At 68.1% G+C, this 20,959-nt stretch carries 18 protein-coding genes; 11 read left to right on the top strand and 7 right to left on the bottom strand.

All coding sequences use genetic code 11. The features are described from left to right. Nucleotides 1-81: 81 nt before the first annotated feature. Nucleotides 82-1,371: a putative hydroxymethylpyrimidine transporter CytX gene (cytX, locus tag PotMrB4_RS25595; RefSeq protein ID WP_172435155.1), complete on the top strand. Its 1,290-nt coding sequence runs from the start codon at nt 82-84 to the stop codon at nt 1,369-1,371. On the opposite strand, the gene PotMrB4_RS25590 is transcribed toward cytX, so the two are convergent. Continuing rightward, the gene (locus tag PotMrB4_RS25590; RefSeq protein ID WP_172434797.1) at nt 1,340-2,089 is read right to left on the bottom strand and encodes an RsiV family protein; all 750 of its coding nucleotides are present in this window, start codon (nt 2,087-2,089) and stop codon (nt 1,340-1,342) included. The two genes, cytX and PotMrB4_RS25590, sit on opposite strands and share 32 nt — an antisense overlap. Nucleotides 2,090-2,269: 180 nt before the next feature. On the opposite strand from PotMrB4_RS25590, the gene PotMrB4_RS25585 reads away from it, so the two are divergent. The 9 genes from PotMrB4_RS25585 to PotMrB4_RS25545 all read left to right on the top strand — a co-directional run bounded on the left by PotMrB4_RS25585 (nt 2,270) and on the right by PotMrB4_RS25545 (nt 11,490). After that, the gene (locus tag PotMrB4_RS25585; RefSeq protein WP_044401072.1) at nt 2,270-2,887 is read left to right on the top strand and encodes an NUDIX domain-containing protein; all 618 of its coding nucleotides are present in this window, start codon (nt 2,270-2,272) and stop codon (nt 2,885-2,887) included. After that, nucleotides 2,878-3,333 (top strand): DUF1249 domain-containing protein, encoded by a 456-nt coding sequence (locus PotMrB4_RS25580; RefSeq protein ID WP_069560628.1) that lies wholly within the window; start codon nt 2,878-2,880, stop codon nt 3,331-3,333. The genes PotMrB4_RS25585 and PotMrB4_RS25580 overlap by 10 nt, the downstream gene beginning before the upstream one ends. Before the next feature lie 119 nt (nt 3,334-3,452). Further along, on the top strand, nt 3,453-4,268 hold the full coding sequence (cpdA, locus tag PotMrB4_RS25575) for a 3',5'-cyclic-AMP phosphodiesterase (protein ID WP_074970576.1): 816 nt from the start codon (nt 3,453-3,455) through the stop codon (nt 4,266-4,268). Nucleotides 4,269-4,327: 59 nt separating this feature from the next. Beyond that, nucleotides 4,328-4,945, top strand: a complete 618-nt coding sequence (locus PotMrB4_RS25570) for a YqiA/YcfP family alpha/beta fold hydrolase (RefSeq protein ID WP_172434796.1) — start codon at nt 4,328-4,330, stop codon at nt 4,943-4,945. A gap of 14 nt (nt 4,946-4,959) precedes the next feature. Then, nucleotides 4,960-6,849, top strand: coding sequence for a DNA topoisomerase IV subunit B (gene parE, locus PotMrB4_RS25565; RefSeq protein WP_044401084.1), 1,890 nt, complete (start codon nt 4,960-4,962; stop codon nt 6,847-6,849). Then, nucleotides 6,846-7,829, top strand: a complete 984-nt coding sequence (locus PotMrB4_RS25560) for an esterase-like activity of phytase family protein (protein ID WP_172434795.1) — start codon at nt 6,846-6,848, stop codon at nt 7,827-7,829. Before parE ends, PotMrB4_RS25560 begins: the two co-directional genes overlap by 4 nt. Next, nucleotides 7,826-8,350, top strand: coding sequence for a retropepsin-like aspartic protease family protein (locus PotMrB4_RS25555; protein ID WP_172434794.1), 525 nt, complete (start codon nt 7,826-7,828; stop codon nt 8,348-8,350). Before PotMrB4_RS25560 ends, PotMrB4_RS25555 begins: the two co-directional genes overlap by 4 nt. 7 nt (nt 8,351-8,357) lie before the next feature. Next, on the top strand, nt 8,358-10,616 hold the full coding sequence (gene parC / locus PotMrB4_RS25550; RefSeq protein ID WP_074970568.1) for a DNA topoisomerase IV subunit A: 2,259 nt from the start codon (nt 8,358-8,360) through the stop codon (nt 10,614-10,616). Between the two features lie 157 nt (nt 10,617-10,773). After that, nucleotides 10,774-11,490 carry a PqiC family protein gene (locus tag PotMrB4_RS25545; protein WP_044401095.1) on the top strand — a complete coding sequence of 239 codons (717 nt, stop codon included), beginning with the start codon at nt 10,774-10,776 and terminating at the stop codon, nt 11,488-11,490. Nucleotides 11,491-11,563: 73 nt separating this feature from the next. Here the strand turns inward: PotMrB4_RS25545 and PotMrB4_RS25540 are convergent, their stop codons facing one another. Together PotMrB4_RS25540 and PotMrB4_RS25535 are read right to left on the bottom strand one after the other, a co-directional pair. After that, nucleotides 11,564-12,112 carry a metal-dependent hydrolase gene (locus PotMrB4_RS25540; protein WP_074970566.1) on the bottom strand — a complete coding sequence of 183 codons (549 nt, stop codon included), beginning with the start codon at nt 12,110-12,112 and terminating at the stop codon, nt 11,564-11,566. A 23-nt stretch (nt 12,113-12,135) separates the two neighbouring features. After that, entirely contained in the window at nt 12,136-13,662 is a 1,527-nt protein-coding gene (locus PotMrB4_RS25535; RefSeq protein WP_172434793.1) for an AhpA/YtjB family protein, read from the bottom strand. Nucleotides 13,663-13,795: 133 nt separating this feature from the next. Between PotMrB4_RS25535 and serB the strand changes: the two genes are divergently transcribed. After that, nucleotides 13,796-15,010 (top strand): phosphoserine phosphatase SerB, encoded by a 1,215-nt coding sequence (serB, locus tag PotMrB4_RS25530; RefSeq protein ID WP_172434792.1) that lies wholly within the window; start codon nt 13,796-13,798, stop codon nt 15,008-15,010. A 63-nt stretch (nt 15,011-15,073) separates the two neighbouring features. On the opposite strand, the gene PotMrB4_RS25525 is transcribed toward serB, so the two are convergent. The 4 genes from PotMrB4_RS25525 to rhdA all read right to left on the bottom strand — a co-directional run bounded on the left by PotMrB4_RS25525 (nt 15,074) and on the right by rhdA (nt 20,917). Next, nucleotides 15,074-17,143 (bottom strand): EAL domain-containing response regulator, encoded by a 2,070-nt coding sequence (locus PotMrB4_RS25525; protein WP_044401107.1) that lies wholly within the window; start codon nt 17,141-17,143, stop codon nt 15,074-15,076. A gap of 63 nt (nt 17,144-17,206) precedes the next feature. After that, nucleotides 17,207-19,021, bottom strand: a complete 1,815-nt coding sequence (locus PotMrB4_RS25520; protein WP_172434791.1) for a molecular chaperone — start codon at nt 19,019-19,021, stop codon at nt 17,207-17,209. A 192-nt stretch (nt 19,022-19,213) separates the two neighbouring features. Beyond that, nucleotides 19,214-20,077, bottom strand: a complete 864-nt coding sequence (asd, locus tag PotMrB4_RS25515; protein ID WP_044401114.1) for an archaetidylserine decarboxylase — start codon at nt 20,075-20,077, stop codon at nt 19,214-19,216. 24 nt (nt 20,078-20,101) lie between these two features. Further along, a complete protein-coding gene (gene rhdA, locus PotMrB4_RS25510) occupies nt 20,102-20,917 on the bottom strand; it encodes a thiosulfate sulfurtransferase (RefSeq protein WP_172434790.1) in 816 nt (271 codons plus the stop codon). Between the last annotated feature and the right edge of the window lie 42 nt (nt 20,918-20,959).

Raw genomic sequence — 20,959 nt, 5'->3', positions numbered from 1 at the left:
TCTTTCGCAAGCCGGGCCTGATGCCCGGCTTCGCGGTTTGTGGGCCAACCCTTGCCACCGTCCAACCAGGGCATCCGCTACGTGAACACCTCGCCTCGCTACTCGCCGTCCATCCCGGTCGCTTTCGACCAGCGCGTTCTCGGCACGCGCGACCTGTTTTCCTTCTGGTTCTCCCTGGGCCTCGGCCTGATGGTGCTGCAGACCGGTGCGCTGCTGGCGCCAGGCCTGGGTGGGGGCGATGCGCTGCTGGCGATCCTCCTGGGCACCGGCGTCGGCGTGCTGCTGCTGGGGGCTGCGGCGCTGATCGGCAGCGACACCGGGCTGTCGAGCATGGCGGCGATGAAGCTCAGCCTCGGCTCGGCCGGCGCGTCCCTGCCGGCGTTGCTCAACCTGCTGCAACTGGTGGGCTGGGGTGCCTTCGAGATCATCGTCATGCGCGATGCCGCGAGCCTGCTGGCCAGCCGCAGCTTCGGCGAGCAGGGCGCCTGGACCTCGCCGCTGCTCTGGACGCTGGTCTTCGGCGGCCTGGCGACCCTGCTGGCAGTGGCCGGCCCGTTGGCTTTCGTGCGGCGCATCCTGCGGCGCTGGGGCATCTGGCTGCTGCTGGGGGCCTGCCTGTGGCTGACCTGGGACCTGCTGCGCCGTGCGGACCTGGGCGCCATCCTGGCCAAGGCCGGTGACGGTTCGATGGGCTTTGCCCTGGGCTTCGACATCGCCATCGCCATGCCGCTGTCCTGGCTGCCGCTGATCGCCGACTACACGCGCTTCGGGCGGCGGGGCTCGGGGGTGTTCGTCGGTTCGGCCCTGGGCTTCTTCGTCGGCTGCCTGTGGCTGATGAGCCTGGGCGTGGCCTACACCCTGGCGTTCGCCGAGGGCAGCGATGCCAACGCCCTGCTGCTGGCCCTGGCCGGTGCCGGGATGGGCATTCCGCTGTTGCTGGTGCTGCTGGACGAGTCGGAGAAGGCCTTTGCCGATATCCATTCGGCGGCCGTTTCGGCGGGCATCCTGCTGCCGCTGAAGGTGGAGCAGCTAGCCCTGGCCATCGGTGTGCTGTGCACCCTGATCGCGGCCTTCGCGCCGCTGGCGGAGTACCAGAACTTCCTGCTGCTGATCGGCTCGGTATTCGCGCCGCTGTTCGGCGTGGTGCTGGTGGATCACTTCATTCTGCGCCAGCGCCGTGCGGAGCTGGCGCCGCGCCGTGTGCTGCGCTGGGACACCCTGGTGGCCTGGGGCAGCGGTGTGGCGCTGTACCACCTGTTGGCCGCCCGCTGGCCGGAGCTGGGGGCGACCCTGCCGGCGCTGCTGGCGGCCGGCTTGCTGCAGTGGGGGCTCGGGCGGATCAGCCTCGGCCGGGGAAATACTCCGGCTTGAGGATGCCGTTGAGCTGCGGGTAGGGGATGGCCAGCTCCGGGTGCCCGCTGGCGTAGGGGGCGATGCTGTAGACGTCGTACTTCAGCAGCATCGCGCCACGGGTCAGGGCCACGTGCTCGGTGCGCTGGAAGGGCCAGGTGCTGGCGAAGTCGGCATCCTGGTCCAGCTTGTTGGCCGCCAGCCAGCGCTGGTGCGCCGCTTCAGCCAGCTTCCAGAAGGCTTCTTCCTGGCCGGGCAGCAGCATGTCGCGCAGGGTCAGCGCCTGCTCGCGCTTGCGGTCGTAGGTGATGAGGCCGCGCCCTGGCATGCCGTGGGCACCACCAGTGGCCAGGTAGCTGGAGAGTTCGATGATCGTCAGTTGGTCATGCTGCTCGCGTACCTTGGCCTGCAGGTAGCTGGCCCAGCCGGGCTCGGCGCGGGCGAGGAAGTCCCGTTCGTAGGAGGCCAGCGAAGCCGGCAGCGGCGTGCCGGGGGCGTCCTGGGTCATCTGCAGCAGGCGGCGGTTGACCAGGCTTTCCAGCGCCGGTGCGTCGGGGAAGTGCACCACGTCGATGTTCACCAGCGGGCAGCTCTCGCCCTGGCAACCGGGCTTGAGGTGTTCCCAGGCCTGGCGTTCGACCTTCAGGCCGGTGTCGGGCGCAAGGCTCTGGCAGGCGCCGAGCAGGAGGGTGAAGGCGGCGAGCGCCAGTTTTTTGCGCAGGGAGAGGGAATCGGTCATCGGATCGGCTGTCTGCTGGACGGTGCGGTTTTCGACTGTTCCCGGCGCCATGAGTTCGCGGCGCCGGGCAGGAGGGAACGCATGATCCCAGTCCCCGGCCCGCCTGCAAAGAGGCTGCGCAAAGCCGAAACGGCGGAGTAGGATGCGCGGACGCAGAACCACCCGACAGAGCGAGATGCAATGACAGACACCTTCAAACCCGGCCCTGATGCGATCGACGTGATCGAGCGCGAGGTGTGTTTCCGCGGCTTCTACCGCCTGGACCGCCTGCGCCTGCGTCATCGGCAGTTCTCCGGGCAGATGGGCCCGGAACTCAGCCGCGAGCTGTTCGTGCGCCACGATGCCGTCTGCGTGCTGCCCTACGATCCGCAACGCGACGAGGTGGTTCTCATCGAGCAGTTCCGTGTCGGCGCCATGGAGAAGAGCCAGAACCCCTGGATGCTCGAACTGGTGGCCGGCCTCATCGACAAGGCCGAGGAACCGGAAGAGGTGGCCCGACGCGAAGCCGTCGAAGAGGCTGACCTGACATTGACTTCCCTCTGGCCCATCACCGCCTACTATCCTTCACCCGGTGGGTCCGACGAATTCGTGCATTTGTACGTAGGCCGTTGCACCGCAGAGGGTGCCGGTGGCGTACACGGTCTGGCGGAGGAGGGGGAGGACATCCGTGTCCACGTGCTGTCCTTCGCCGATGCCCTGGCCGCCCTGCGCGAGGGGCGCATCATCAACGCTGCCGCCATCATTGCCCTGCAATGGCTGGCGCTGAACCGCGACGAAGTACGGGGGATGTGGACGTGAACCTGTTGCGCGACCGCTACCGGGTGGACCTGGCCGGGCTGCAAGCCGCCTGTGAGGCCAACTACGCCCGGCTGATGCGGTTGCTGCCCCAGATGCGCGAGGCCCAGGCCTCGCGCCGCGTGGCCCTGAGCCAGGGCGAGCACCTGCTGGGGGTGCTGGCGCTGGACGTGGTGGAGGCATGCCCCTACACCACCACGCTGAAGGTGCGCCAGGAGCTGCCGCTGCCCTGGCTGCCGTCCCCGCAGCTGGAGGTCCGCGTGTACCACGACGCACGCATGGCCGAGGTGGTCGCTGCCGAGAACGCACGGCGCCTGCGCAGCTTCTATCCCTACCCCAATGTCGACATGCACCAGCCGGACGAGAAGAGCCAGCTGAACCTCTTCCTGGGTGAGTGGCTGTCCCACTGCCTGGCCTGTGGTCACGAAGTCGAACCCGTCGTCTTGTAGGAAACTTCTTTCCGCCCATCTCCCGGGGCGCGCTAACTGTGAACCATTCCCGGTTCTCGGGTTTACCGCGTCACGCTTGTGCCACCATAATTCGTGGCATTCACCCCCAGGAGACTGTCTTGTCCAGCGCGAACCGCCACGCCGCTGCTCCTTCGGTCCTGCTCGTGCAGTTGTCCGACAGCCACCTCTTCGCCGAAGAAGAAGGACGGCTGCTGGGCATGAATACGCACGACAGCCTGAGCCGCGTCATCGACCAGGTGCTGGAGGAACAGCCCGCCATCGACCTGGTGCTGGCCACGGGTGACCTGTCCCAGGACGGCAGTCCCGAGTCCTACGTCCATTTCCGTGATCTCTGTGCCCGCATTCCCGCGCCGTGCCGCTGGTTCCCCGGCAATCACGACGAGGTCCAGGTGATGGAGCAGGTGTGCCGCGACAGCGACCTGCTGCAACCGGTGATCGACTTCCCCGCCTGGCGCGTGGTGCTGCTGGATTCCACCATCGGCGGTGCCGTGCCCGGGCATTTCCCGCCCGCCCAGCTGGCCCTGCTGGAGCAGGCGCTGAGCGAAGCCGGTGATCGTCATGTGCTGGTGAGCTTCCACCACCACCCGGTGCCCATCGGCTGCCGCTGGATGGACCCGATCGGCATCCGCAACCCGGACGCCCTGTTCGAGGTGCTGGCGCGCTTCAGCAATGTGCGCGGCGTGCTCTGGGGCCATGTGCACCAGGAGTTCGACCAGCTGCGCGACGGCGTGCGCCTGCTGGCCTCGCCCTCCACCTGCGTGCAGTTCGCGCCGGGGAGCGAGGAGTTCCAGGTCGGCGGCGAGGCCCCCGGCTACCGCTGGCTCAGGCTGCACGGCGATGGCCGCCTGGAGACCGGCGTATCGCGGGTCACCGGAATCGATTTCGAAGTGGACTACAGCGTCAAAGGTTATTGACCTTGGCGCCGAGGCACGGCAAGAAGTACGACTGCCAGCCACACACCCCAGGACGCCACGTGCCCACCGCCGCCACCGCCATCCTCTATATCCACGGCTTCAACAGCTCACCCGACTCCCGCAAGGCCCTCCAGCTCACTGCCCTGATGCAGCGCATGGGGCAGGCCGAGCGGCTGCGCGTGCCGGCCCTGCACCATGACCCGCGCCAGGCCATCGAGCAGCTGGAGGCGGCCCTCGCCGAGCTGGGCCGGCCGGTGCTGGTCGGCAGCTCACTGGGCGGCTACTATGCGACCCACCTTGCGGAGCGGCACGGGCTCAAGGCCATCCTGATCAACCCGGCGGTGAACCCGCACCGGCTGTTCGAGGGCCGCCTCGGGCCGCAGAAGAACTATTACAGCGGCGAGGAATGGGAGCTGACCCAGGCCCATGTGGACGCCCTGGCAGCGCTGGAAGTGGCACCCCCGCAGGACGCCAGCCGCTACCAGGTCTGGCTGCAGACCGCCGACGAAACCCTGGATTACCGCGAAGCCGAGCGCTTCTACCGTGCCTGTGCCCTGCGCATCGAGGCCGGCGGCGACCATGGGTTCCAGCGCTTCCCCGCCCATTTGCCGGCCCTGCTGGCGTATGCCGGTTTCCCCGCCCAGCAGTGGCGGGACATCGATTTTTCCGACCTTTGAACGAAAGGGAATCCATGGCCACTTACAACGCGGATGCCATTGAAGTCCTCTCCGGCCTGGACCCGGTGCGCAAGCGCCCGGGCATGTACACCGACACCAGCCGGCCCAACCACCTGGCCCAGGAAGTCATCGACAACAGCGTCGACGAAGCCCTGGCCGGCCATGCCAAGAGCGTCCAGGTGATCCTCCACGAGGACAACTCCCTGGAAGTGATCGACGACGGCCGCGGCATGCCCGTCGACATCCACCCCGAGGAAGGGGTGCCCGGCGTCGAGCTGATCCTCACCAAGCTCCATGCCGGCGGCAAGTTCAGCAACAAGAACTACCAGTTCTCCGGCGGCCTCCACGGCGTGGGCATCTCGGTGGTGAACGCCCTGTCCACCCGTGTGGAGGTGCGCGTCAAGCGCGAGGGCAACGAATACCGCATGGCTTTCGCCGATGGCTTCAAGGCCAGCGACCTGGAAGTCATTGGCACCGTCGGCAAGCGCAACACCGGCACCAGCGTGCACTTCTGGCCGGACGCCAAGTACTTCGACTCCCACCGCTTCTCCGTCAGCCGGCTGAAGCACGTGCTCAAGGCCAAGGCCGTGCTCTGCCCGGGCCTGCTGGTCACCTTCGAGGACAAGGCCGCTGGCGAGCGCGTCGAATGGCACTACGAGGACGGCCTGCGCTCCTACCTGGTGGACGCCGTCAGCGAATACCTGCGCCTGCCCGACGAACCGTTCGTCGGCAGCCTGGCCGGTGACAAGGAGGCGGTGGACTGGGCCCTGCTGTGGCTGCCCGAGGGCGGCGAGTCGCTGCAGGAGAGCTACGTCAACCTGATCCCCACGGCCCAGGGCGGCACCCACGTCAACGGCCTGCGCCAGGGCCTGCTGGACGCCATGCGCGAGTTCTGCGAATTCCGCAACCTGCTGCCGCGTGGGGTCAAGCTGGCCCCCGAGGACATCTGGGAGCGCATCGCCTTCGTCCTCTCGATGAAGATGCAGGACCCGCAGTTCTCCGGGCAGACCAAGGAGCGCCTGTCTTCCCGTGAGGCGGCCGCCTTCGTCTCCGGCGTCGCCAAGGATGCCTTCAGCCTCTGGCTCAACGCTCACCCCGAGCTGGGCCTGCAACTGGCCGAACTGGCCATCAGCAACGCCGGCCGCCGCCTCAAGGCGGGCAAGAAGGTCGAGCGCAAGAAGATCACCCAGGGCCCGGCGCTGCCCGGCAAGCTGGCCGACTGCGCCGGCCAGGACCCGATGCGCGCCGAGCTGTTCCTGGTGGAAGGTGACTCTGCCGGCGGCTCCGCCAAGCAGGCACGGGACAAGGAGTTCCAGGCGATCATGCCGCTGCGCGGGAAGATCCTGAACACCTGGGAAGTCGACGGCGGCGAAGTGCTCGCCAGTCAGGAGGTCCACGACATCGCCGTGGCCATCGGCATCGACCCCGGCTCCAGCGACCTGTCCCAGCTGCGCTACGGCAAGGTCTGCATCCTCGCCGACGCCGACTCTGACGGCTTGCACATCGCCACGCTGCTCTGCGCCCTGTTCGTGCGTCACTTCCGTCCGCTGGTGGAAGCCGGCCACGTCTACGTCGCCATGCCGCCGCTGTACCGCATCGACCTGGGCAAGGAGGTCCACTACGCCCTCGACGACGCCGAGCGCGACGGCATCCTCGACCGCATGGCAGCCGAGAAGAAGCGCGGCAAGCCCCAGGTCACCCGCTTCAAGGGCCTGGGCGAGATGAACCCGCTGCAGCTGCGCGAAACCACCATGGACCCGAACACCCGGCGCCTGGTGCAACTGACCCTCGACGACGGCAGCCTGACCCACGAGATGATGGACATGCTGCTGGCCAAGAAGCGCGCCAGCGACCGCAAGAGCTGGCTCGAATCCAAGGGCAACCTGGTCGAGGTCCAGGTGTGAGGGCGGGCCTGTTCCTCGCCCTGCTGCTGTCTGCCCCGTCGCTGTGGGCCGCTGCCCCGGTGGAAGAACTACGGCTGGTGGCCGAGTACCCGGTGGTGGGCATGGACGGCGGCAACCTGTCCGGCCTGGCGGTGTGTGGCAAGGCGCTGCAGAGCGTGTCCGACCGGGTTGATGACCGTCTGTTCGTGCTGGAACCGGTGGATGGCGTCCTGCAGGCGCGCGCGGAAGCCTTTGAGGCACCGCCGCCGCCGCCCAGTGGCCTGCCCTGGGGCGTGCGCACGCGCACCTGGTTCATGAACCTGTTCCGTGGCAACGAGCTGGACCTGGAAGGCATCACCTGTGATGCCGCCGGCAACCGCTACCTGCTCAGCGAAGCCCATGCCGCCGTGCTGCAGGTTCGCCCGGACGGCACCGCCGACTGGCTGCGCCTGCCGGACAGCCTGGTCCGCCAGGCCCGTGCCAGTGGCATGCTGCTGCACTTCAATGCGCTGCTCGAAGGCATTGCCATCGACCCCGCTGGGGAGCGCCTGTGGCTGGCCGCCGAACGCGAGCGCCGTGGGCTGATGGTGGTGCACCGCAAACAGTCCACCTGGTCGTGCTCCGGGGGTTGCGTGATCTTCAGCGAGGCCGGCGAGGACACCCCGCCGCCGACCCTGGGGCGTGCGGTACCGATGGCCAAGGACTTCGCCGACCTGTCGCTGTACAAGGGCAAGCTGTTCACCCTGGAGCGCCATGCCCATAAGGTCTGCCGCCGCGATCCGGCCAAGGGCCTGGTGGAGCGCTGCTGGTCGTTCGCCGCCGAAGCCCTCACCGAGCCCCGTCGCTACGACGTGGACTGGGGCATGGCCGAGGCGCTGGTGGTCGACGCCGACGGCGCCTGGATCGGCGTCGACAACGGCTCCAGCGTGCGCGCCGACGGCGAGTCGCGCCCGATCGTGTGGCGCTTTGCCAAGCCGACCGGAGGCTGGGAAGCACCATGACCCAGCAGGCGCCGGGCAAGCGTGCGGGCCGGGTGATGCTGGTGCTCGCCTGGGGCACTGCCATGCTCCTGGCCACACACTTCTTCGGCCGCTGGGAAGACGGCAAGCGCAATCCCAACCAGGCGCCCACCTCCACCCGTGGCGATGGCTATGTGGAAGTGCGCCTGGCCAGTGGCAGCCAGGGGCATTACCTCGCCAATGGCCGTATCGATGGGCAGGCCGTGACCTTCCTGCTGGACACCGGCGCCACCGCCGTTGCCGTGCCTGAAGCGCTGGCCCGGCGCCTGGCGCTCAAGCGCGGCGAGCCCATCACCCTGAGTACCGCGAATGGCCGCGCCACCGGTCATCGCACCCATCTGGACGAGCTGCAGCTGGGCGACATCCACCTTGCCCAGGTGCCCGCCATCATCGCCCCCGGCATGGATGGCGACGAGGTGCTGCTCGGCATGAGCGCCCTCAAGCAACTCGAATTCACACAGCGCGACGGCACCCTGGTGCTGCGCCAACACCTGACACCGTGAGGCACGCATGAGCGAAACCCTCGATCTCTCCCTGGAAGGCGTGGAACGCCGTTCCCTGGCCGAGTTCACCGAGCAGGCCTACCTGAACTACTCCATGTACGTGATCATGGACCGCGCCCTGCCGCACATCGGCGACGGCCTGAAGCCCGTGCAGCGGCGCATCATCTACGCCATGAGCGAGCTGGGCCTGGATGCCGACTCCAAGCACAAGAAGTCCGCCCGTACCGTGGGCGACGTGCTCGGCAAGTACCACCCCCACGGCGACTCCGCCTGCTACGAAGCCATGGTGCTGATGGCCCAACCCTTCAGCTACCGCTACACGCTGGTGGACGGCCAGGGTAACTGGGGGGCGCCGGACGATCCCAAGTCCTTCGCCGCCATGCGCTACACCGAAGCGCGGCTGTCCCGTTATGCCGAGGTGCTGCTCTCCGAACTGGGCCAGGGCACCGTGGACTGGGGCCCCAACTTCGACGGCACCATGCAGGAGCCCCTGACCCTGCCGGCGCGCCTGCCCAACCTGCTGCTCAACGGCACCACCGGCATCGCCGTGGGCATGGCCACCGACGTGCCGCCGCACAACCTGCGGGAAGTGGCCAGTGCCTGCGTGCACCTGCTGGACGAGCCCTCGGCCACGGTCGAGCAGCTCTGCGAACACGTGCTCGGCCCGGACTTCCCCACCGAGGCGGAGGTCATCACCCCGCGTGCCGACCTGCTGAAGATTTACGAAACGGGCCGTGGTTCGGTGCGCATGCGCGCCGTGTACCGCGTCGAGGACGGTGACATCGTCGTCACCGCGCTGCCCCACCAGGTCTCCGGCGCCAAGGTGCTGGAGCAGATCGCCGCCCAGATGCAGGCCAAGAAGCTGCCCATGGTGGCCGACCTGCGCGACGAGTCGGACCACGAAAACCCCACCCGCATCGTCATCATCCCGCGCTCCAACCGCGTGGACGCCGACGAGCTGATGCAGCACCTGTTCGCCACCACCGACCTGGAGTCCAGCTACCGGGTCAACATGAACGTGATCGGCCTCGACGGGCGTCCCCAGGTCAAGGACCTGCGCACCCTGCTCACCGAGTGGCTGACCTACCGCGTCGGCACCGTGCGCCGCCGCCTGCAGTTCCGCCTGGACAAGGTGGAGAAGCGCCTGCACCTGTTGGATGGCTTGCTGATCGCCTTCCTCAACCTCGACGAGGTGATCCACATCATCCGCACCGAGGACCAGCCCAAGCCGGTGCTGATGGAGCGCTTCCAGCTCAGCGAAGCCCAGGCCGACTACATCCTCGACACCCGCCTGCGCCAACTGGCCCGCCTGGAAGAGATGAAAATCCGTGGCGAGCAGGACGAGCTGCTGAAGGAACAGAAGAAGCTGCTGGCCCTGCTGGGTAGCGACGCCAAGCTGAAGAAGCTGGTGCGCGAGGAGCTGATCAAGGACGCCGAGACCTACGGCGATGCGCGCCGCTCGCCGATCGTCGCCCGCGCCGAGGCCCGCGCCCTGTCGGAAACCGAGCTGATGCCCACCGAGCCGGTCACCGTGGTGCTCTCGGAGAAGGGCTGGGTGCGCTGCGCCAAGGGCCACGACATCGACGCCACCGGGCTTTCCTACAAGGCGGGCGACGGCTTCAAGGCCTCAGCGCCGGGCCGCTCCAACCAGTTCGCGGTGTTCATCGACTCCACCGGCCGCAGCTACTCCCTGGCGGCCCATTCGCTGCCGTCCGCCCGTGGCCAGGGCGAGCCGCTCACCGGCCGCCTGACGCCGCCGCCGGGGGCCACCTTCGAATGTGTGCTGCTGCCGGACGACGACGCGCTCTACGTGATCGCCTCGGACGCGGGCTACGGCTTCGTGGTCAAGGGTGCCGACCTGCAGGCCAAGAACAAGGCCGGCAAGGCGCTGGTCAGCCTGCCGGAAGGTTCGCGGGTGATGGCGCCGCGTCCTCTCGGCAGCCTGGAGGAGGACTGCCTCGCCGCCGTGACCACCGAAGGGCGCCTGCTGCTGTTCAAGGTTGCGGACCTGCCGCAGCTGGCCAAGGGCAAGGGCAACAAGATCATCGGCATCCCCGGCGAGCGCGTTGCCAGCCGCGAGGAATACCTGGCCGACCTGGCCGTGCTGCCCGCCGGCGCCACCCTGGTGTTGCAAGCCGGCAAGCGCACGCTGTCGCTCAAGGCTGACGACCTGGAGCACTACAAGGGCGAGCGCGGACGGCGTGGCAACAAGCTGCCCCGTGGCTTCCAGCGGGTCGATGCACTGCAGGTGGAGCTGCCGGGCTGACCGCCCGGCGGCGCCTTGGCGCCTGCCATTCGACGCGCGAGGCTGGAGTCGTCCGCCGCATTGGCGGATGATAGTGCCCCCTGACGGCCCCGCCATGGCGGGCGCCCCGAGATGAATTCGAACAGGGCCGCCGCGTGTGGCCCGGAAGAGCAGACAGATGAACGTCGTACGACTTCCACTCCTGGCGCTGCTGACCAGCCTCCTGGGGCTGGCGGGTTGCGTCCACACCCCACCCGCGCCGCTCTACCAGCTGGAGACCGGCAACTCCGAGCTGCCCTCCCAGGCTGCCGGCATGGCCGTGCTGCTGGGCCCAGTGTCCGTGGCGGACTACCTGCAGCGCGAAACCCTCTTGCAACGCCAGCCCGACGGCAGCCTGACCGCCTCCACCGAGGGGCGCTGGGCCGGCAGCCTGGCCGGCGACATCGACCAGCTCCTGCTGCGCCAACTGGCCTGGCGCCTGGACAGTCAGCGCCTGGTGCTGGCCCCTGCCAACCCGGGTTTCACCCCGGACGCCCAGGTGCTGCTGAGCATCAACCGCCTGGACTCCGGCCCCCAGCGCCCGGCGGTGCTGGAAGCCCAGTGGCGGGTGCTGGACAAGGCCGGCCAACTGCGTGACAGCCGCCTGGTGCGCCTGGAACAGCCCCATGACGGTTCGGCGGGCGATCAGGTTCGCGCCCAGAGCCAGTTGCTGCAGCAACTGGCCGAGCAACTCGCGGGTGCCGTGAAACCCCTGGAGGGCCAGGCCTCCGCGCCCGCTGCCGGGGAGACGCGCAAGCCCAGCCCCGCGCCCGCGCGCAACAGCCGGGAGCCGGCGCAACCAAAGATCCCGATGGCGGCTCCGGTGCGTACCGATGTGGAGGTGTTCCGCTTCTAGCGGTGTGCCGTTCCACCTGTGAAAACGCCGCGCATCCCCAGGGAGCGCGGCGTTTTTCATTTCAGCCCGGCGTTCAGGCGTGGTCGCGTTGCGGCGAGCGCAGCAGCAGGTGGCGCAGGGTGAAGCCGGACAGCGCGACAGCCAGGCAGGGCAACCAGACCCAGCGGGCTTCCGAGGCCAGCACGGCCAGGCCGCGGGCGCTGAAGAAGCCCTTGATGAAGGGCGAGACCTCGATGGGGCGCCAGGGCAGGAAGTAGCGCTCCTGGCTCCACGGCCAGAACCAGGCGACACCCAGGCCGCCGTTGGTGAGTGCGTCCAGGGCGCTGTGGCTGAGGGCCGCCAGGCCGACGAACAGGCCCGCCTTCAGAGGGCCGCAGCGCAGCGGGCGACAGAGCAGGGCGGCCAGTGCGGCGCAGAGCGCGGCGAACAGCAGCGAATGGCTGAATCCCCGGTGGCCGAAGGCATCGGCATAGGCGATGCCCAGCTTGAAGGCGAGCACGTCGGCGTCCGGCAGGCAGGCGGCAATCAGGCCGGCTAGCAGCAGGCGCGGGGGAATGACCCGGCTGCCCAGGGCGATGCCCACGGCAAGCACCGGCAGGGGATGGGTGATCAGTGTGGTCATGTTGCCGTTCCGTGGCGCCCGGCTCAGTGCCGGGCTTCGTGCATGCGGGCCAGCTGGCGTTCCAGCAGCGAGGGGTAGGGTTCCAGCAGGCGTTCAACGCAGCAGGCGCCTTCGGGGCTGGCGATGGCACGCACACGCGCCCGCTGGCGCACCAGCGCGTCATCGGCGATGGCGCGGTCCACCAGCAGCAGGTTGCGGCTGTGCTGGCTGAGCGCGAGGGCGGCCTGGGTCACGTCGTCCAGCAGCAGGTCGCCTTGGCTCATGCCGGCCAGGCTGTCGCCGAGGGTCAGGCCCAGCTGCAGCTGGAGGGTGATGCCGCTGTCGGCCACCTCAATCTGCAGGGCGTGGCCCAGGGCACGCAGCAGCTCGCCGCAGCACAGCGCATGGGTGAGGTGGTCCTCGCCGCTGTCGAGGCTGTGGAACAGCATCAGGCTGCTGCCGTCGTTGAGGGTGTGCAGCTCGCCCTGGTAGAGGGTGGCGGCTTGGTCGAGGCAGTCGCGGTAGCGTTGCAGCAGGTCCAGCAGGCGCGAGCGCGGCAGGCGGCGCAGCTGGTCCTGGGCGCCCAGTTGCACGGCGAGCACGGCGCTGCGCTGGGGCACGCTGGGTTGCACCGGTGCTGGGGGCTCGACGGCCGGCGCACGGGTCGGCTCCTCCACCGGGCGAAGCTCGGCGAAGGGATCGTCATCGTCCGGGGTGAACAGGCGGCTGGGCAGCTCGTCCTCGACGTCGTAGCGGGTGTCGCGCAGGTCGCGGACCTCGAAGCCGTCTTCTTCGTCTTCCAGGCCGGGCTCGGGCTGGAGGTCTTCATCTTCGAGTTCCGGGTAGTCCGGCTCGGGCTCGGGTTCCGGCTCGGGCTTCTCCGGCACCAGGCGGGCCTGGAGCTGGCGGGCGAGGTCGCCCAGCTCATCCTGGCGGCCGGCACCGGGGGCTGGGTCGTCCGGGTCACGCAGCCACACCCGCAGTTGCAGCAGCGGCGTGGACAGGTGGCGACCCAGGCGCAGGCTGAGGGACAGCGTCAGGGCCAGCAGGATGAGGCTCAACAGGCCCATGCTCTGCAGGCTGATGGTCATCGGCTGCTGGAACTGCTGCATGTCCAGGCTCAGGCGCAGGTGCCCGGCGATGACTTCCTGGAAGGTGATGGGGGTGGAGTACAGCCCGGTGGTTTCGCCCAGCAGGCCCTGCTTGGGCCGCGAGCCGGCCTCGGCGAGGATGCGGTTGTCCACGCTGTAGATGGCAGCGTGGGCCACCAGCGGGTTCTTCACCAGGTTGTTGAGCAGGACGTTGAGGCTGAGGATGTCGTTGGACACCAGCAGCTCGGTGGCGGACGCGGCAGTCTGCGCGGTGAGGCTCTGGCCGAGGGCGTCGGCCTGCTGCTGCATGGCCTGGCGGAACTGCATGCCCATCACCCAGGCGTAGATCACCAGCGCCAGGGCAACCAGGAGCAGGCTGTGGCTGGCGATGCGCAAGGCGATCGGCACACGGCGCTGGCGCAGGGCGTTGAAGATCAGCAGGAAGAAGTTGTCGGGTTTGACGGACGTGGGCCGGTTCACAGAGCTCGGCTCTTCTCGGACGGAATTGGGGCGCAGTATAGCGAGCGCCCCCCGCAGGGCAAAGCGGCCGGCATGCTCGCCGGGCCGGGAAAGTGGGTAGAATGTGCGCCTTTTCCACTGCAGGAGGTGCGCCTTGCGCGAAATAGTCCTGATCAACATCACCGGTGAGGATCGGCCCGGTCTGACCGCGGCGATCACCGGCGTCCTGGCGCAGGGCGGCGTCAACATCCTCGACATCGGCCAGGCCGTCATCCACGACACCCTGTCGTTCGGCATCCTGGTGGAGATCCCCGGTACCGAGCAGGGCTCGTCGGTGCTGAAGGACGTGCTGTTCACCGCCTACAAGCTGGACCAGCAGGTGCGCTTCACGCCGGTGTCGGAAGCCGACTACCAGACCTGGGTCGGCGGCCAGGGCAAGGCCCGCCACATCGTCACCCTGCTGACCCGCAAGGTCACCGCCGAACAGCTGCAGCGTGTCAGCGCCATCACCGCGAAGTACGACCTGAACATCGACCACATCGACCGCCTGTCCGGGCGCATGCCGCTGGACATGCCCGACAGCCAGGGCAAGGGCTGCATCGAGTTCTCCGTGCGCGGTGAGCCGGCCGACCCGGCAGCGCTGCGGGCCGAGTTCCTCAGCGTGGCCCAGGAGCTGAACGTCGACATCGCCTTCCAGCGCGATTCGGTGTTCCGCCGCAACCGCCGCCTGGCGGTGTTCGACATGGACTCGACGCTGATCGAGGCGGAGGTCATCGACGAACTGGCCAAGGCGGCCGGTGTGGGTGATCAGGTGGCCGAGATCACCGAGCGTGCGATGCGCGGCGAGCTGGATTTCCGCGCCAGCTTCAAGGAGCGCCTGGGGCTGCTCAAGGGGCTTTCCGAAGACGTGCTGCAGGAAATCGGTGCCTCCCTGCGCCTGACCGAGGGCGCCGAGACGCTGTTCGCCGAGCTCAAGCGCCTGGGCTACAAGACCGCGATCCTCTCCGGGGGCTTCACCTATTTCGCCAAGCAACTGCAGGCCAAGCTGGGCATCGACTACGTGTTCGCCAACGAGCTGCAGATCGTCGACGGCAAGCTCACCGGCGTGGCGGTGGAGCCCATTGTCGACGCCCAGCGCAAGGCCGACCTGCTGCGCGAGCTGGCCGAGCGCGAAGGGTTGCGCCTGGAGCAGACCATCGCCGTGGGCGACGGCGCCAACGACCTGCCGATGCTGGGCCTGGCCGGCCTGGGCGTGGCCTTCCGTGCCAAGCCGCTGGTCAAGCAGTCGGCCAAGCAGGCCATCTCCACCCTGGGGCTGGACGGCATCCTCTACCTGCTGGGGTTCCGCGACCGCGACGGCCAGGACTGAGCCTCGCCATCCTGGTACGAAAAAGCCGCCCTCGGGCGGCTTTTTCGTGTGTGGCTGAAGGGCTTACTCGTCTCCGGAGGAGAAGTCGTAATCCATCGACTGGCTGGGGCCCTGCAGGTAGTAGCCCTGGATGTAGTTGACCCCGGCCTGCCAGAGGGTGGCCAGCACGCTGGCGCTCTCGACGAAGGGCACGATGGTCAGCTTGGCCTGGGCGTGCAGGCTGGCCAGCAGGGTCTTCAGTGCTTCCTGGTTCTCGGCCTTGCCCAGGTCCTGGGTGAAGGAGCCGTCGACCTTCACGAAGTCGATGTTCAGGTGCTTGAGGGTGTTGAAGGGGTTCAGCGCGCAGCCGAACTGGCTCAGCGCCACCTTGCAGTGCAGCTCTGCCAGGCCCTGGGTCAGGGCCTTGGCCTGTTTCAGGTAGGCGATGGCGTCGGGTTCGCTGAACTGGAAGATCAGCGCGTCGGAAGGCAGGCGTGCGGCCTTGAGGGCGACGCTCAGCCAGGGGAGCAGGGTCTGGTCCTGCAGGCTGGAGCCGGACAGGTGCACGAACAGGCGGGTGCTGTGGCCCTTGGCGCGGTGCTCGGACAGCAGCTTGACCGAGTTGAGGATCACCCAGCGGTCGATCTTCTCGGCCAGGCCGGCTTCCCGCGCGGCGCCGAGGAACTCGGCCGGCGGCACTTCCTCGCCCTGGGGGCTGAGCAGGCGCAGCAGCACTTCGTAGTGCTCGTGGCTGTCGCCACGCAGGCTGATGATGGGCTGGAACAGCAGGCGGAAGCTGTTGGTTTCCAGCGCCTGCTGGACCATGGCCACCAGGTTGCCGCGGCTGGCAGCGGCGGCCAGTTCGCTGGCGGGGTCGTACAGGCGCACGTCGTTGCCGTCGGTGATCTCGTCGGCACACCGGTGGGCGCGGTCGATGACTTCTTCCGCACGCGGCGTGGTCTCGTTGAGGCCGGCGACGCCGATGGACAGGGTCAGTTGGGCGGTGCGGCCGCTGACGTCGAACAGGTGGCCTTCCACCTTCTTGCGCAAGGCCTGGAGGCCGTCGCGAGCTTGCTCCGGGCTGAGGCCGGGTTGCAGCACGCTGAAGACGTCGTCGCTGAAGCGGGCGAGCTGGGCGTCGGCGGGGAAGTGGGTGCGCAGCAGGTTGGCCAGGTCGGTCAGCACCAGGTCGCTGCCGCCGATGCCGATGTCCGCCTGCAGGGCGGAGTAGCGGTCGACACGGATGTAGGCAAGGCTCGCGGGCTGTCCGGCGTTGACGGCGCGCTCGGCGGCGGCATCCATCAGCTCGGTGAAGTGGTTGCGGTTGAACAGGCCGGTGACCAGGTCCTGGCTGCTGATCTCGCGCAGCTTTTCTTCCAGTTCGGCGCTGGCGACTTCAGCGCGGATTACCACCTGTATGCAGGGTTCGCCATCGTAGGTGGCGGGGGAGAAGCTCATGCGGGCCTGGAACGCCTGGCCGTCGACCTTGCAGCCGGAGCAGGTGAGTTCGCTGTTGCCTTCGCCGTCTCGGTAGTTCTTGAGGAAGTCCTTGAACGCGGCCTGGTCGTCGCCGGTGATCAGGTCGATCATCGGCATGCCTTCAAGCTCGTCGGCATCTTCATAGCCGAACATCTCGACGTAGGCGCGGTTGGCATAGATGTGCATGCCGTCGTGGACGTAGGTGATGGCGTCCACGGAGCTGTCCAGCAGCAGCTGGCAGCGCTTCTCGGCTTCGCGCAGGCTCACCTCGGCGGCGCGGCGGGCGCGACGTTCCTCGAGGTTGGCCAGTTCGCGATTGGCCACCAGCACCAGGCGCTCATCCTCTCCTTGGGGCACCGCATCCTGGGCGCCGAGGGCCAGGGCTTCGGTGACGAGGTCAGGGTCGTTGTCCTGCACCAGCTGGATGAAGGGGATGTCCTTGGATTGGCGGCGGATTGCGCCGAGGGCTTCGCCGGGGGAGAGGTTCTCGCTCTCGGGGGCTGCGATGAGCAGGTCCCAGGTCTGCTGGAGGGCTTCGGCGAGGTCTTCGCTGGACACCAGGCGATGGACGCGGGTGGCGCGTCCTGCGTTACGGAAAAGGCTGACCAGGCGCTCGGCTTCGTTCTGCGAGTCTTCCAGGATCAGCAGACGGATGGTTTTCTTCTCGATTGCCATGGCGTGTGCTTAGACCGCGCCGAACGGGCGCTAAATGGCGACAAATGGGAGTGGCTGGGGAATCTACAGCGACTTCCAGAGCGAGTCAAAGTCTTCGTCCCCACCCGATCCGCGCGCTCCCGAAGCTGTGACAGGCTTCCCGTGCTGCTCCGTCGGCTGCTCGAACGGACGGTATTCGAACTGGCTGAAGCTGCCGGTCGAGGTCTGTCGGCTGGTGAGGACGGCACGGCGTTCGTCGCCGTGGATGTTGATCTGCACCTTGTTGCCTTCCTGGAACGGCAGGCGCGGCGTGATCAGGGTCGCCGGGCGGGAGATGGCCGAGATCTCTGGGAGCAGCAGTGCCCGCAGGTACTGGCTGTGCTGGTCGGCCTTGCGCAGCAGCTGCAGGCCGCACGGCTGGGCGTGGGGAGCGATCAGCTCGATACCCATCTGGGTGCCGCCGCCACGTACCTGGCGGATCCAGCGCACCACGGCGACGCTCCAGCCCTGGCTGGGGGCGTCCTGCACGCCGAGCAGTTCGCCGGCCTGGAGCTGGCTGGGGACTTCCTTGGGCCAGCTGAGGCAGTAGCCGCCGGGGCTGTGGTTGACGATGGCCAGCTCGAAGGTCGGGTAGTTCTCGCCGCTGGCCGGGGGCTCTGGCTGGGGGCTGGTATCGCCGGGCGTGACCGGCTTGCTGTACTGGATTTCCTCGTAGGGCAGGCCTTCGTCCCAGTTCTGCGGCTGGGCGTCGAAGGCGGTGTTCCAGACGTCGCCTTCGTCCTTGTTGATCGGCTTGAAGACCGCTTGGCCGGCTTCCTTGATCTTCAGGATCGCGCCGAACGGCTGCTTGCCGGAGAGGAAGAAGTGCAGGGCGCTCATGCCGATGCAGAGGGTCAGCGCGCCGCGCCCGGGCGTGCGCTGGAAGGTGCGCTCGGAGATGTCGCCCCAAGCGGAACTGAGGTGCTGCAGGAGGTCGACGCTGATGCCTTCCGGTACCAGCAGGCGCGCCTGGGCGCGGTCTTCGGTAGCGAGGGTCAGGTAGTGCTTGATCGCATCCACCAGCGGCAGCGGGTCGATGCCCAGCAGGCCTGCCATTTCACTGGCCTGGAACAGCGATTTGTAGCGGGGCGGGCCGTCGACCTGCGGCGCGACGGCGAACAGGCTGGAGGCCAGTTCGGCGCCTTGCAGGCGCACCAGTGCGCTCCAGGGCTCCAGCACTTCGGCGAGCTTTGCGATGTTGTTCTGGCGCATCTGGTTGCAGCGGGCGCAGCCCAGCAGCAGGGCGACCAGGTAGTTCTGTTCGACGCTCAGGCCTTCGGTGTGGCGGGCCAGGCCGTCGCGCACGACGACGCGGTGAACCTGCCGGCTGCTGGCCAGTTGGTAGAGCTGGTGCAGTTCCAGCCACAGGCCTTCCGGCACCGGGCAGTACAGCTGGCTGGCGCGGATGAGGGCGGAGTTGAGGCTGTGCATGGCGCGCTGCAGGGCGATGGTCAGCAGTTGCTGGCCGTCACGGGCCTGGCGCTGGGCTTCCTGCACGACGATCTGCTTGTAGCCGATGGCCAGGTGGTTCTGCAGGGCCTGGCACAGGTTGGCCACCTTGCGCGGACGTTCGTCGAGGACGATGGCCTGATTGAGGAAGTGGCGTTCGAGGTGCTGGCAGACGAAGTACACCTCGGGGCGGATCAGTTCCAGCAGGTGCAGGCGGTTGTCGCTGGGGGTGATGAGCTGGTTCAGCTCCACCAGCGCCTGGTAGAGCTGACGAGCAGTCTCGCCGATGTTGGCCTTGGGCAGCAGGGAGATCCAGCGCTTGATATCGCGGGGCGTGGCTTCACAGAGGGACAGGCTCTGCTTGCTCGGAGTCGGAACACGCAATAACAGGTGGGGACTCTGCTTGTCCATGTAACTCGGGTACTCCAACAGCAACGGGCCAGGCGTGTGGGAACGGTCTCTCGCACTCTAGCAGCATCATCGGGTCGCCGCAGCCTAACGAGAGGCCGGTGGCGGTATCGCGCGGACAGGCGTGTCGAGCGGGCTTATGGGACGTTGGACCAGGCCGGGTGGCCGCGCGTTCAACGTCCCAGGGCCTTGCGGTCAGGCTTCCTTCGGCAGTGCCAGGAGCTGGCCCATGCTCACCGCGCTACCGGCGGCCAGGCCTTCGGCCCAGCGGATCTGCTCGGGCCCGAAGAGCACGATGGCGGTGGAGCCGAGCTTGAAGCGACCCAGTTCGGCGCCTTTTTCCAGGCTGATCGGTGCCCGTGCGGCTTCGTCGTAGCGGAAGGTCTTCAGCTCGCGCTTGGGCGGCGTCACCAGGCCGGCCCAGACGGTCTCGATGGAGGCGACGATCATCGCGCCCACCAGTACCACGGCCATCGGCCCGCGCTCGGTGTCGAACAGGCAGACCACGCGCTCGTTGCGGGCGAACAGCTCCGGCACGTTCTCGGCGGTGCTCTGGTTCACGGAGAACAGGCGCCCCGGCACGTAGATCATTTCGCGGAGGGTGCCGGCCAGCGGGGCGTGCACGCGGTGGTAGTCGCGGGGCGACAGGTAGATGGTGGCGAAGTCACCGCCCATGAAGGGCGCAGCGCGTTCGGCATCGCCGCCCAGCAGCTCCAGCACGCTGAAGCTGTGGCCCTTGGCCTGGAAGATGCGGCCGTGCTCGATCGGACCGAGCTGGCTGACCGCGCCGTCGGCGGGGCAGAGGATGGCGCCGGGGGTGCTGTCCAGCGGGCGGGCACCGTCCTTGAGTGCGCGGGTGAAGAAAGCGTTGAAATGCTCGTAGGCGGTGAGGTCCTCGACCAGCGCTTCGTTCATGTTCACTTGGTAGCGGCGGGCGAACCAGGCGGTGAAGGCGTTCTTGAACCAGCGGATGCGGCATTCGGCCACGCACCCGGCCAGGCGCGAGAGCAGGTGATGGGGGAGCAGGTACTGGCTGATGATGAACAGGCGTTCTTTCATGGTCTTTCCTTGGGTTCCGGGGCCTCAGGCCTCGACGGGCGTGTCCGGGTGGTTGCCCCACTCCGACCAGGAGCCGGCGTAGCCCTTCACGCGGGGGTAGCCGAGCGCCTTGGCCACCAGGTAGGTGAAGCCGGAGCGGTGGTGGGTCTGGCAGTGGGTGATCACTTCCTTGTCGGGGGTGATGCCCAGCCGGTTGAGGATTTCAGGCATGTCGCGGCGGATACGCAGCGCGCGCGACGGGTCCATGCCGGCGGTCCATTCGAAATTGATCGCGCCGGGGATGTGTCCGCCCTTGGCAGCCAGCACCTTGGTGCCGGCGTACTCGGCGGGGTTGCGGGCATCCCAGATCGCCAGGTCGGCTGCGCCGAGGCGGCTCTGCAGGTACTCGCGGGTGGCGGTCGGGGCGTTGTGCAGCACCAGGGGCAGCGAGCCGCCGGCGGGTGTGGGGGTATCGCCGGATGTGGCGTGGCCGTCGGCGAGCCAGGCATGCAGGCCACCATCGACATAGTGGTAATGCGGGTGGCCGATCACATCCAGCAGCCAGATGAAGCGCCCGGCCCAGCCGCCACCTTCGTCGTCATAGACCACGTAGACCGCGTCGGGACGATGGCCCAGTTCACCGAACAGTGCCTCAAGGTCAGCCTTGGCCGGCAGCAGGCCGGGGGCAGGTGGCTGGCCCAACTGGGTGCGCTTGGGGTCGACGAAGCGGGCGCCGGGGATGTGGCCCTCGGCATAGCGGGCGGCGCTGGTGAGATCCACCAGGATCAGCTCAGGGGCATCCAGGCGTGCGGCCAGGTCGGCGGGCTCTATGACCAATGGCAGGCCGGCAAAGGCAGGCATGACGGGCTCCGGTAAGGGCGGAAAGCGGGAGATTGTAGCGGA

The sequence above is a fragment of the Metapseudomonas otitidis genome, from assembly GCF_011397855.1.
GTDB lineage: Bacteria > Pseudomonadota > Gammaproteobacteria > Pseudomonadales > Pseudomonadaceae > Metapseudomonas > Metapseudomonas otitidis.
This window is presented reverse-complemented; position numbering and strand designations above follow the sequence as displayed.

What these genes read in the sequence shown, in the direction of transcription:
- PotMrB4_RS25590 (WP_172434797.1), bottom strand. Translation starts at nt 2,089, where the DNA reads ATGACCGATTCCCTCTCCCTGCGCAAAAAACTGGCGCTCGCCGCCTTC.
- PotMrB4_RS25585 (WP_044401072.1), top strand. Translation starts at nt 2,270, where the DNA reads ATGACAGACACCTTCAAACCCGGCCCTGATGCGATCGACGTGATCGAG.
- parE (WP_044401084.1), top strand. Translation starts at nt 4,960, where the DNA reads ATGGCCACTTACAACGCGGATGCCATTGAAGTCCTCTCCGGCCTGGAC.
- PotMrB4_RS25555 (WP_172434794.1), top strand. Translation starts at nt 7,826, where the DNA reads ATGACCCAGCAGGCGCCGGGCAAGCGTGCGGGCCGGGTGATGCTGGTG.
- parC (WP_074970568.1), top strand. Translation starts at nt 8,358, where the DNA reads ATGAGCGAAACCCTCGATCTCTCCCTGGAAGGCGTGGAACGCCGTTCC.
- PotMrB4_RS25545 (WP_044401095.1), top strand. Translation starts at nt 10,774, where the DNA reads ATGAACGTCGTACGACTTCCACTCCTGGCGCTGCTGACCAGCCTCCTG.
- PotMrB4_RS25540 (WP_074970566.1), bottom strand. Translation starts at nt 12,112, where the DNA reads ATGACCACACTGATCACCCATCCCCTGCCGGTGCTTGCCGTGGGCATC.
- PotMrB4_RS25525 (WP_044401107.1), bottom strand. Translation starts at nt 17,143, where the DNA reads ATGGCAATCGAGAAGAAAACCATCCGTCTGCTGATCCTGGAAGACTCG.
- PotMrB4_RS25520 (WP_172434791.1), bottom strand. Translation starts at nt 19,021, where the DNA reads ATGGACAAGCAGAGTCCCCACCTGTTATTGCGTGTTCCGACTCCGAGC.
- asd (WP_044401114.1), bottom strand. Translation starts at nt 20,077, where the DNA reads ATGAAAGAACGCCTGTTCATCATCAGCCAGTACCTGCTCCCCCATCAC.
- rhdA (WP_172434790.1), bottom strand. Translation starts at nt 20,917, where the DNA reads ATGCCTGCCTTTGCCGGCCTGCCATTGGTCATAGAGCCCGCCGACCTG.